The organism is Streptomyces sp. NPDC004658, assembly GCF_040609555.1.
GTDB lineage: Bacteria > Actinomycetota > Actinomycetes > Streptomycetales > Streptomycetaceae > Streptomyces.
In genome coordinates, this window is record NZ_JBEXKG010000211.1 from 1 (window position 1) to 10,484 (window position 10,484).

The window sequence follows — 10,484 nt, forward strand, 5'->3', positions numbered from 1 at the left end:
GGCAGGTCCGCCGGGCCGCCGGCCTGCCGGTTCGGGCGGGCGCGCGCATCCGTCGCGCCGCGCCGGGTACCCGGCGCTCATGAACACTGCCATGTACGAAGCGGCCACCGGCGCCCAGGCCTTCGGCTACGCGCTCATCCTGATCGCCGGAGTGGCCTGCGTCGCGGGACTCATCTGGGCCTTCCGGCTGGGCTTCAAGGTGCGCGAACGGGAACCGGCACCGCCGCGGCCCGACGAGCAGCCGAGGATTCCGCCGTCGGGGCCGGTCCACGAGACCCGTGAGGTCCGCGAGCCCGACGAGGTGCCCCGGGCCGCCGACGACAGCGAGCGCCTCACCCCCCACCAGCTCGGCAACGTCGGCACCAAGCGCGCCGACGACCAGCGGCGCCCCCGCTGGTCGCCCGGCTCCAGCGGCTCCTTCGGCGGCGGTGGCGGCGGCCGTACCTGACCCGGTGCGGGGCACCGCCGCGTTTGCGGACCGCCCGCCCCGGGGACCCGGTCCGGCACACCTCACACCCCGGGCCCGGGCGGGCCCGGCGAACGGCGCCCGCGGCGAGCGGGGCCACAGAAGGAAGATGAACGACGTGACCGCGCATGCCAGTGAGAAACCGGCCATACCCCCCACGGAGACGGGCTGGGCCGAGGCCCACCGCCGGCGGAACAGGGGAGTGCGCACCTGCGTGCCCGCCGTCCTGGACCGCACCTCCGCGCAGCGGCAGGGCCCGGACCTCGAGGACAACATCGTGCGCGGCGAGGACTGAACGCCCGAGCGAGGGCCGTACGGCGCCACGCTCGGGCGGGGCCGGCGGGCTCCGCTCCTCCCGGCGGGCTCCGGTCATACTCCGGGCATGAACCTGCTCGTCACCGGCGCCGCCGGCTTCATCGGCTCGCACTACGTCCGCAGGCTGCTCGCCGACGGGGGCCCGGACGCGCCCCGCGTCACCGTGCTGGACAAGCTCACCTACGCCGGCACGCTCACCGGCCTCCCCGTCGGACACCCCCGGCTGGACTTCGTACACGGGGACGTCTGTGACGCCGGCCTGGTCGACGCACTGATGGCGGACGCCGACCAGGTGGTGCACTTCGCCGCCGAGTCGCACGTCGACCGGTCGATCGAGGGGGCCGGGGAGTTCGTCCGCACCAACGTGCTCGGCACCCAGACCCTGCTGGACGCGGCCCTGCGGCACGGCACCGGCCCGTTCGTGCACGTCTCCACCGACGAGGTCTACGGTTCGATCCGGACCGGCTCCTGGTCCGAGGCCCAGCCGCTCGCGCCCACCTCCCCGTACGCCGCGTCGAAGGCCGCCGCCGACCTCGTCGTCCTCGCCCACCACCGCACCCACGGCCTGGACGTGCGGATCACCCGCTGCTCCAACAACTACGGGCCGCGCCAGTTCCCCGAGAAGGTGATCCCGCTCTTCGTGACCAACCTCCTCGACGGCCTGCCCGTCCCGCTGTACGGCGACGGGCGCCACGTCCGCGACTGGCTGCACGTCGACGACCACTGCCACGGCATCGACCTGGTCCGCACCCGGGGCCGCCCCGGCGAGGTGTACCACCTCGGCGGCGGCACGGAGCTGACCAACAAGGAGCTGACCGGCCTGCTGCTGGAGGCGTGCGGCGCGGGCTGGGAGCAGGTGGTGCACGTCCCCGACCGCAAGGGCCACGACCTGCGCTACTCGCTCGACTGGAGCAAGGCGCGCGAGGAACTCGGCTACCGGCCGCGCCGCGACTTCACCACGGGCCTCGCCGAGACGGTCGCCTGGTACCGCGCCCACCGGTCCTGGTGGGAGCCGCTCAAGCGGCGGGCCGCCCGCTGAGCCGGCGGTCAGGCGTGGGTCTTCGCCAGCAGCTCCAGGATCTCGGCCGTCGTGCCGGTCTCACCGAGCCGCGGGAAGATGCGCTCGACGCTGTTCGCGTGCGCCTCCGCGTCGGCGTCTGCCATGGCGTCCGTGGCGAGGGTGACGTGGTAGCCGTGCGCGTAGGCGTCCCGGGCGGTGGACTCGACGCCGATGCTGGTGGCGATGCCGGTCAGGACGATCTGCGTGATGCCGCGGCGGCGCAGCTGGACGTCCAGGTCGGTGCCGTGGAAGGCGCTCCAGTTGTGCTTGGTGACGCGGATGTCGCCGGGGTGCCCGGACAGGTCGTCGACGACGACGTCCCAGCCCTCCGGGAAGGCGAGCCCGCGCGGCTGGCGCTCGGTGCGGCCGGGGACGGCGTCCGCCCCGTCCGGCGCGAAGGACACCCGGACCAGGACCACGGGCAACCCGTGGGAGCGGAAGGCGTCGGCGAGCGCGGCCGTGCGGGAGACGACCTCGGTGCCCGGGTACGGCTGGGTGGGCATGGCCACGATGCCGTTCTGGAGGTCGATCGCGACGAGGGCGGTACGGGGGTCGAGCGTGGTGAGCGACATGGGTCGGTCAGGCCTTTCGGGTGTCTCGGGGGGTCAGCCGGCCGAGGGATCGGTCGGGCAGGGTCGTCGCCAGCAGCAGTGCCGAGCCGGCGAGCATGAACAGGGCCAGGCTGTGCAGCCCGGCCGTGTCGGCGCGGTGCGGGTAGAACGCCGCGGTCGCGGCGGACGCGCCCAGCGCGCCGAGGTACGTGAAGGTCCGCAGCAGCCCGGCCGCGGAGGCGATCCGCTCCGGCTCGGCCTGCCGGTACAGCGCGTTCTGCGTGGCGAGGCCGATCAGCCCCTGCGGGACGCCGAGCAGCACGCCGACCCCGAGCAGCTGCCAGAACGGGCTGTGGTCGCCGATCAGGAGCAGCAGCGCGCAGCCCGCGAGCTGGAGGACGGAACCGGTGATCAGCTTGGCGCGCACCGCCTCACGGCGCCCGGCCAGCGCGGACGCGGTGAGCGCCGCCACCGACAGCGGCAGCAGCGCGAGCCCGGCCGTGGACGCGCCGAGCCCGCGGCCCTGCTCCAGCCACTGCGTGTAGCCGTACAGGAAGCCGTAGGCGGTGGTGTAGCCGAGCAGCTGGCGCAGGTAGGTGGCGAGCAGTGGGCCGTTGCCGCCGAGGACGCGCAGGTCGACGAACGGGTCCGGCACCCTCAGCTCGCGCAGCGCGAAGCAGGTGGCGGCCGCGGCGGACAGCACGGGCAGGTACCAGCGGTCGGCCCGCGGCTCCGTCAGGAACAGCATGAGCGCGACCAGCAGGACGGCGAACAGCGCCATGCCGGGCACGTCCAGGCCGCGCCGCCGGGTCTCGGACCGGGGCAGCCGCAGCGCGCCGAGCACCAGACAGGCCGCCGACAGCGGCACGTTGACGGTGAACACCGCCCGCCAGCCGCCCAGGTGGATCAGCAGCCCGCCGAGCGCGGGCCCGACGACCGCCACCGTCTGGTTGGCGACGGCGAGCGCGGTCAGCACCCCCGCCGGGCTGTCCCGCCCGGTGCGTTCGGCCTCGGCGCGGGTCAGCCGCATGGCCGCCGGGTACGCCGCCGACGTGCCGAGGCCCAGCAGCACCCGGGCCGCGATCAGCACGCCGAGCGAGGGGGCGAGCGCGCCGAGCAGGCCGGCGGCACCGACGAGTGCCGTACCGGCGAGGTAGAGCCTGCGCGGGCCGTACATGTCCACCAGGCGGCCGATGACGGGCTGGCCGACGGCGGTGGCGAGGTAGAGCGCCGAGACCAGCCACACCGTCTCGGCGGGCGGGGCGCCGAACGCCACGCCGATCGGCACGAGCGTCACGGCGATCATCGAGGAGTTGACCGGGTTCAGGACCGAGCCGAGGATCATCGGCGCGATGAGCCGGCGGTCGAATCCGGTGGGGGAGGCGCCGGCGGTCCGGGCGTGCGCGGTGAGCCTCGGTATCACGGCCGGGAGAGCCGTTCCATCAGTGCGAGCGCCGCGAGGACGGTCTGCCGCTCCTCCTCCGTGTAGCGGTCCTGGAAGGCGCGGGCCAGCCACTCCTCGCGCACCTGCCGGTTCCCCTCGACACGGGCCCGGCCGCCGTCGGTCAGGGTGACCAGCTGGCGGCGGCCGTCGTCGGGGTCGGGGGCGCGGCGGATCAGCCCGTGCTGCTCCAGGGCGGCCAGCGTGCTGGCCATGGACTGCGGGCGCACCCCCTCCGCGGCGGCGAGCGCGCTGGCCGTGGCCGCGCCGTGCTTGCCGACCAGGGTGAGCGCCGATTCCTGCGAGGGGCTGAGGTCGGCGTCCTGCGCCACCTCGCGGATGCGGCGCCGCAGCCTGCTGAACACCACGCGCAGATCGCGTGCGGCGCGGGAGGCGGAGTCGGAGATGTCAGCCATGCCGCCAGGCTAGATCCGACAGCCCAGACTGTCCAGCTGTAACTGTTCAGTTTTGCCTGTCTTTTTGCCGGGTACTCGCCGGTCGCGGACAGCGCGGCCCGCGCGGTCACGTCGGTGCACCCACGCAGCGAGATCGAGGAGCGCAGATGACCCCTCCGGACATGTCCGGCCTGGAGGCGGCCCTGAGCGCCGAGGTGGACGGCGAAGTCCGCTTCGACGCGGGCAGCCGCGGCGCCTACGCCACGGACGGTTCGAACTACAGGCAGGTCCCGATCGGTGTCGTCGTGCCCCGCACCGTCGAGGCGGGCGCCCGGGCGGTCTCGGTGTGCGCACGCTTCGACGCCCCCGTCCTCTCCCGGGGCGGCGGCACCAGCCTGGCCGGACAGTCCACCAACACCGCCGTCGTGATCGACTGGAGCAAGTACTGCACCGGCGTGCTCTCCGTCGACCCGGAACGGCGCACCTGCGTGGTGGAACCCGGCATCGTCCTGGACGAACTCAACCGGCACCTCGCCCCGCACCAGCTCCAGTTCGGCCCCAAGCCCTCCACCCACAGCCACTGCGCGCTCGGCGGCATGATCGGCAACAACTCCTGCGGCGCCTCCGCCCAGGCCTACGGCAAGACCGTCGACAACGTCCGGCGCCTGGAGATCCTCACCTACGACGGACAGCGCGCCTGGGTCGGCCCCACCCCGCCCGACGAGCGCGCCCGCATCATCGCCGGCGGCGGGCGGCTCGCCGAGATCTACGCAGGCCTCGACCGCATCGCCACCGAGTACCTGGCCGACATCCGCCGCGGCTACCCCAAGATCCCCCGCCGCGTCTCCGGCTACAACCTGGACTCCCTGCTGCCCGAGAACGGCTTCGACGTCGCCAAGGCGCTCGTCGGCAGCGAGGGCACCCTGGTGACCGTCCTGCGCGCCGAACTCGACCTCGTGCCCGTGCCGCCGTACCAGTCGCTGCTCGTCCTCGGCTACGACGACATCTGCGCCGCCGGCGACGACGTCTCCCGCCTGCTGGAGCACTGCTCGCCCAGCCAGCTGGAGGCCCTGGACGGGCGCATGGCCCAGCTGATGCGCGAGGAGGGCGCCTACCTGGACTCCCTCGCCATCCTGCCCGAGGGCGACAGCTGGCTGATGGTGCAGTACAGCGGCGACAGCCAGGAGGACGTCGACGAACAGGCGCACGCGCTGCTGCGGGCCATCGGCCGCGGCGAGAAGGACGCCAACGTCGCCTTCTCCGACAACCCCCAACGCGAGCAGAAGATGCTCAGGGCCCGCGAGGCCGGACTCGGCGTGACCGCCCGCCCGCCGGACGACCGGGAGACCTGGGAGGGCTGGGAGGACTCCGCCGTACCGCCCGAGCGGCTCGGCGACTACCTGCGCGACCTGAAGGACCTGTTCGACGAGTTCGACTACGACCACCCCTCCCTGTACGGGCACTTCGGCCAGGGCTGCGTGCACACCCGCATCCCCTTCGGGCTGAAGACCGCCCAGGGGGTGGCCGACTTCCGGCGGTTCGTGGAGCGGGCCGCCGACCTCGTGGCCTCCTACGGCGGCTCCCTCTCCGGCGAGCACGGCGACGGCCAGTCACGCGGAGAACTGCTCACCCGCATGTTCGGGGAACGGCTCGTCACCGCGTTCGGCGAACTCAAGGCCCTCTTCGACCCCGGCAACCGGATGAACCCCGGCAAGGTCGTCCACCCCAACCCCGTCGACGGACAGCTGCGGCTCGGCCCCACCTGGCGGCCCGCCACCCCGACGACCCACTTCGGCTATCCCGAGGACGACCACTCCTTCAACCGCGCGGTGATGCGCTGCGTCGGCATCGGCAACTGCCGCGGCCACTCCGGCGGCGTCATGTGCCCCTCCTACCGGGCCACCATGGAGGAGGAGCACTCCACCCGCGGCCGGGCCCGGCTGCTGTTCGAGATGCTCGACGGGCACGCCGACTCCGCCATCGAGGACGGCTGGCGCTCCACCGCCGTACGCGACGCCCTCGACCTCTGCCTGGCGTGCAAGGGCTGCAAGTCCGACTGCCCGACCGGCGTCGACATGGCCACCCTCAAGGCCGAGTTCATGTCCCACCACTACGAGGGACGGCTGCGTCCCATGGCCCACTACTCCATGGGCTGGCTGCCCCTCTGGGCCCGGCTGTCCCGGACCGCTCCGTCCCTGGTCAACGCCGCGCTGCACGCGCCCGGCCTCGCGTCCCTGGGCAAACGGCTCGCCGGGATCGACGAGGCCCGCCCGGCACCGGTGTTCGCCGGGCAGTCCTTCCTCCAGTGGTGGCGGGCCCGCGACCGGGTGGAGCCCGACCCGGCCGACCCGCGCACCGTCGTGCTGTGGCCCGACACGTTCAGCACCTACTTCCACCCCTCGATCGCGATCTCGGCCGTCCGGGTCCTGGAGGACGCCGGCTTCCGGATCGCCGTGCCGTCCGAGCCGGTGTGCTGCGGTCTCACCTGGATCTCCACCGGACAACTGCCCACCGCCAAACGGGTGCTGCGCCGCACTCTCGACGTGCTGCGCCCCTACCTGGACGCCGGCACCCCGGTGATCGGCCTGGAGCCCTCCTGCACGGCCGTCTTCCGCGCCGACGCCCCCGAGCTGATGCCCGGCGACCAGGACGTCGAACGGCTCGCCGCCCAGACGCGCACCTTCGCCGAACAACTCGTCCACCACGCCCCCGAGGGCTGGCGGCCCCCGCAGCTCGCCCGGCAGGCGACCGTACAGACCCACTGCCACCAGCACGCCGTCATGAAGTTCGACGCCGACCGCGAACTGATGCGCCGCGCCCACCTCGACGCCGAGGTGCTCGACGAGGGTTGCTGCGGCCTGGCCGGCAACTTCGGCTTCGAACGCGGCCACCACGAGGTGTCCATGGCCGTCGCCGAACTCGGCGTCCTGCCCGCCGTGCGCGGAGCCGCCCCGGACAGCCTGGTCCTCGCCGACGGCTTCAGCTGCCGCACCCAGATCGAGCAGGGCAACACGGGCCGTCGCGCCCTGCACCTCGCCGAGGTCCTCGCGCTCGGCCTCGACGGCAACCTGCCCAGCGACCACCCGGAGAGGCTCGCCGACCGCCCCGCCGAACCGTCCCGCGCGGCCCGCTGGGCCACGACCGCCTCCCTGGCCGCCCTCTCCCTGGGCGCCGTCGCCGGACTGCGGCGGCTCGGGAGGTGACACCCGGCCCCGCCCCGGCGCCCGCGGAGGAACGGGCGGCGCCCTACCGGGTGGAGTGACACGACACCGCGCAAGCAGGAGGAGAGGAACATGCCCCCCACCGTCGTCATCACCGGCGCCAGCGCCGGCATCGGCCGCGCCACCGCCCGTCTGTACGCCCGGCGCGGCGCCGACGTCGTCCTGGTCGCGCGCGGCGAGGGCGGCCTGGAGGCGGCGGCCGACGAGGTCGCGGCGCTCGGCGGACGGCCCCTGGTACGGCCCGCCGACGTGGCCGACCCGGCCCAGACGGAGGCCGTCGCCGAGGCCGCGGAGAAGGAGTTCGGCCCCATCGACGTCTGGATCAACTGCGCCTTCGCCAGCGTGTTCGCGCCGTTCGAGGAGATCACCCCCGAGGAGTACAAGCGGATCACCGAGGTGACCTACCTCGGCTTCGTCAACGGCACCCGCTCCGCCCTGAAGCGCATGCTCCCGCGCGACCGGGGCACGGTCGTGCAGGTCGGCTCCGCGCTCGGGGAACGGTCGATCCCCCTCCAGTCGGCGTACTGCGGGGCCAAGCACGCCATCAACGGCTTCACCTCCTCCTTGCGCACGGAACTGCTCCACCGCGGCAGCAACGTCCGCATCACCGTCGCCCAGATGCCCGCCGTCAACACCCCCCAGTTCGAATGGGTCCGCTCACGCCTGGCCAGGCACCCGATGCCGGTCCCGCCGATCTACCAGCCCGAGGTGGCCGCGCGGGGCGTCCTCTACGCCGCCGACCACCCGGGCCGCAAGCAGTACTACGTCGGCGCGTCCACCGTCGCCACCATCTGGGCCAACCGGTTCGCCCCGGCGCTGCTCGACCGCTACCTCGCCCGCACCGGCTACGACTCCCAGCAGACCGACCGCATCCCGCCCGCCGGCCTGGACAACCTGTTCGAACCGGTGGACCGCGAGCCCGCCGACGACCAGGGCGCCCACGGCTCCTTCGACGACACCGCCCACGCCCGCTCGTGGCAGGAGACCCTGGTCCGCCACCCCGCCGCCGCCACTCTCGGCGCCGGCGCCGCGCTGCTGGCCACCGTACGCGGCATCCGCCGCCTGACCTCCTCCTCCGCATAGGCTGACGCGGTGCGCCTCCTGCTCATGTCCGACACGCACCTGCCCAAGCGCGCCAAGGTGCTCCCGGAGCAGCTGCTCGCCGAACTCCCGCGCGCGGACGTCGTCCTCCACGCCGGGGACTGGGTCGACACCGCCACCCTCGAGCTGCTGGAGAGCCGCAGCCGCCGGCTGATCGGCGTGTACGGCAACAACGACGGCCCCGAGCTGCGCGCCAGGCTTCCCGAGGTGGCCCGCGCCGAACTGGGCGGCCTGCGCTTCGGGGTCGTCCACGAGACGGGGCCCGCCCAGGGCCGCGAGGCCCGCTGCGCCGCCCGCTTCCCCGACCTGGACGTCCTGGTCTTCGGGCACAGCCACATCCCCTGGGACACCACCGCCCCCGGCGGCCTGCGGCTGCTCAACCCCGGCTCCCCGACGGACCGCCGCCGCCAGCCCCACTGCACGTACCTCACGGCCACGGTCGCCGACGGAGCCCTCACCGAGGTGACCCTGCACCGGCTGCCGCGGCGGTAGCGGAGCGCTGGTGGTCCTCCGCTGTGGCAGGATGCGCCGGTGATCTCCAGCTCCGGCATACCCGCTGTCGTACCCCCGGGCCGCCTCGCCGAGCCCGACCAGCCCGTGCTGCCGTTGCCCGGCGGCCTCGCACTGCGGCCCTGGCAGTCGACCGACGCCGACGCGGACGCCCTGCTCACCGCCGGGCAGGACCCGGACATCACCAGGTGGAACCTCTTCCGCGTCGCCGACCGCGCGGAGGCCAGGGCCCGGATCGAGCGCATGCACGCACGCCGACGGGCCGAGACCGGTGCCGTCTGGGCCATCGCCCCCGACGGCGGCGCGCCCGTGGGCCTCGCCGGACTCGACGACGTCGACCTCGCCGCCGGCACCGCCGAGATCCTCTACTGGGTGCTGCCCGCGGCACGCGGAACGGGGCTCGCCGCACAGGCTGCGCGCCGGCTGAGCCGGTGGGCCATGGACGACCTCGGTCTGCACCGCCTGATCCTGTGCCACTCCCTCGCCAACCCGGCGTCCTGCCGGGTCGCCGAGAAGGCCGGATTCGGCTACGAGGGCACCCAGCGCAGCGCCCTGCTGCACGCCGACGGCTGGCACGACCAGCACCTGCACGCGCGCGTGGCCGGAGACCCCGACTAGCGGCGGATTGCGGGTGCCGGGGCGGATTGTCGGTGCCGGGTGGTACCCGTGGTGCATGGCCCAGTCACCGGCAGCACTCCTGCGGCGCGCGGTGCGTCCCGCCCCGCGCGCCGGTTCCCCGTACACCGTCCTCGTCGTCATGTGCGCCGGGTACTTCCTGGTGCTGCTCGACGTCACGATCGTCAACGTCGCCCTGCCCGCGATCGGCTCCGGCCTGGGCACGGACGTCCGCGGGCTCCAGTGGGTCGTGGACGGCTACGCGCTGGCCCTCGCCGCTCTGATGCTCACCAGCGGCACGGCGGGGGACCGGTACGGCCACAAGCGCGTCGTGCTCGCCGGGCTGGCCGTGTTCGGCGCGGGATCCCTCGGCTGCGGCCTCGCCCCCGGCGTGCCCGTGCTGGTCACCGCCCGGGTGGTGCAGGGCACGGGCGCCGCGCTGCTGCTCCCCGGCACGCTGGCCATCATCGGCCGCGCCTTCCCCGACCCGGCCGAGCGGGCCCGTGCCGTCGGCGTCTGGGCCGGCATCGGCAGCCTCGCACTGCCCGCCGGCCCGCTGCTCGGCGGGGTGCTGACCGACGGGCTGGGCTGGCGGGCGATCTTCCTGATCAACGTGCCGATCGTGCTGCTCGCCCTGGTCTGCTCCCTCGCCGTCGTCCGCGAGAGCCGGGAGACGACGGCCCACCCGCTGGACCTGCCCGGGCTGCTGCTCGGCGGCCTGGTCCTGCTCGCGACGACGTTCGCGTTCATCGAGGGCGGCCGGTCCGGGGCGGCGGCCCCGGACGTGCTCGCGGCGGCCCTCGCCGCCG

Annotated in this window: 11 protein-coding genes; 8 read left to right on the forward strand and 3 right to left on the reverse strand. The window is 74.2% G+C overall.

What is annotated here, in order from left to right; genetic code table 11:
- Positions 1-79: 79 nt before the first annotated feature.
- From ABZV94_RS37190 to rfbB, 3 genes are all read left to right on the forward strand, one after another.
- Positions 80-448: a DUF6479 family protein gene (locus ABZV94_RS37190; RefSeq protein WP_356348685.1), complete on the forward strand. Its 369-nt coding sequence runs from the start codon at positions 80-82 to the stop codon at positions 446-448.
- 127 nt (positions 449-575) lie between these two features.
- Complete coding sequence (locus ABZV94_RS37195; RefSeq protein WP_356348688.1) at positions 576-761, forward strand: hypothetical protein; 186 nt, start codon at positions 576-578, stop codon at positions 759-761.
- 87 nt (positions 762-848) lie between these two features.
- Entirely contained in the window at positions 849-1,820 is a 972-nt protein-coding gene (gene rfbB, locus ABZV94_RS37200) for a dTDP-glucose 4,6-dehydratase (RefSeq protein WP_356348690.1), read from the forward strand.
- 8 nt (positions 1,821-1,828) lie between these two features.
- On the opposite strand, the gene ABZV94_RS37205 is transcribed toward rfbB, so the two are convergent.
- Genes ABZV94_RS37205 through ABZV94_RS37215 form a run of 3 tightly spaced genes read right to left on the reverse strand, consistent with a single transcriptional unit; the run spans position 1,829 to position 4,249 of the window.
- Positions 1,829-2,413, reverse strand: a complete 585-nt coding sequence (locus tag ABZV94_RS37205) for a hydrolase (RefSeq protein ID WP_356348692.1) — start codon at positions 2,411-2,413, stop codon at positions 1,829-1,831.
- Positions 2,414-2,420: 7 nt separating this feature from the next.
- Positions 2,421-3,815: an MFS transporter gene (locus ABZV94_RS37210; RefSeq protein WP_356348694.1), complete on the reverse strand. Its 1,395-nt coding sequence runs from the start codon at positions 3,813-3,815 to the stop codon at positions 2,421-2,423.
- Positions 3,812-4,249 (reverse strand): MarR family transcriptional regulator, encoded by a 438-nt coding sequence (locus tag ABZV94_RS37215; RefSeq protein WP_356348696.1) that lies wholly within the window; start codon positions 4,247-4,249, stop codon positions 3,812-3,814. Before ABZV94_RS37215 ends, ABZV94_RS37210 begins: the two co-directional genes overlap by 4 nt.
- Positions 4,250-4,395: 146 nt before the next feature.
- Between ABZV94_RS37215 and ABZV94_RS37220 the strand changes: the two genes are divergently transcribed.
- The 5 genes from ABZV94_RS37220 to ABZV94_RS37240 form a co-directional block, all read left to right on the forward strand.
- A complete protein-coding gene (locus ABZV94_RS37220; protein WP_356348698.1) occupies positions 4,396-7,431 on the forward strand; it encodes an FAD-linked oxidase C-terminal domain-containing protein in 3,036 nt (1,011 codons plus the stop codon).
- Between the two features lie 90 nt (positions 7,432-7,521).
- Positions 7,522-8,532, forward strand: a complete 1,011-nt coding sequence (locus tag ABZV94_RS37225; RefSeq protein ID WP_356348700.1) for an SDR family oxidoreductase — start codon at positions 7,522-7,524, stop codon at positions 8,530-8,532.
- A gap of 9 nt (positions 8,533-8,541) precedes the next feature.
- On the forward strand, positions 8,542-9,042 hold the full coding sequence (locus tag ABZV94_RS37230) for a metallophosphoesterase (protein WP_356348702.1): 501 nt from the start codon (positions 8,542-8,544) through the stop codon (positions 9,040-9,042).
- A 39-nt stretch (positions 9,043-9,081) separates the two neighbouring features.
- On the forward strand, positions 9,082-9,678 hold the full coding sequence (locus ABZV94_RS37235) for a GNAT family N-acetyltransferase (RefSeq protein WP_356348704.1): 597 nt from the start codon (positions 9,082-9,084) through the stop codon (positions 9,676-9,678).
- Positions 9,679-9,733: 55 nt separating this feature from the next.
- Positions 9,734-10,484 (forward strand): MFS transporter (locus ABZV94_RS37240; protein WP_356348706.1); only part of this gene is annotated, 751 nt, incomplete at its 3' end.

Excerpts from the sequence above, each read along its gene's own strand:
- ABZV94_RS37190 (WP_356348685.1), top strand. The coding sequence starts at position 80 with ATGAACACTGCCATGTACGAAGCGGCCACCGGCGCCCAGGCCTTCGGC.
- ABZV94_RS37195 (WP_356348688.1), top strand. The coding sequence starts at position 576 with ATGAACGACGTGACCGCGCATGCCAGTGAGAAACCGGCCATACCCCCC.
- rfbB (WP_356348690.1), top strand. The coding sequence starts at position 849 with ATGAACCTGCTCGTCACCGGCGCCGCCGGCTTCATCGGCTCGCACTAC.
- ABZV94_RS37205 (WP_356348692.1), bottom strand. The coding sequence starts at position 2,413 with ATGTCGCTCACCACGCTCGACCCCCGTACCGCCCTCGTCGCGATCGAC.
- ABZV94_RS37215 (WP_356348696.1), bottom strand. The coding sequence starts at position 4,249 with ATGGCTGACATCTCCGACTCCGCCTCCCGCGCCGCACGCGATCTGCGC.
- ABZV94_RS37220 (WP_356348698.1), top strand. The coding sequence starts at position 4,396 with ATGACCCCTCCGGACATGTCCGGCCTGGAGGCGGCCCTGAGCGCCGAG.
- ABZV94_RS37225 (WP_356348700.1), top strand. The coding sequence starts at position 7,522 with ATGCCCCCCACCGTCGTCATCACCGGCGCCAGCGCCGGCATCGGCCGC.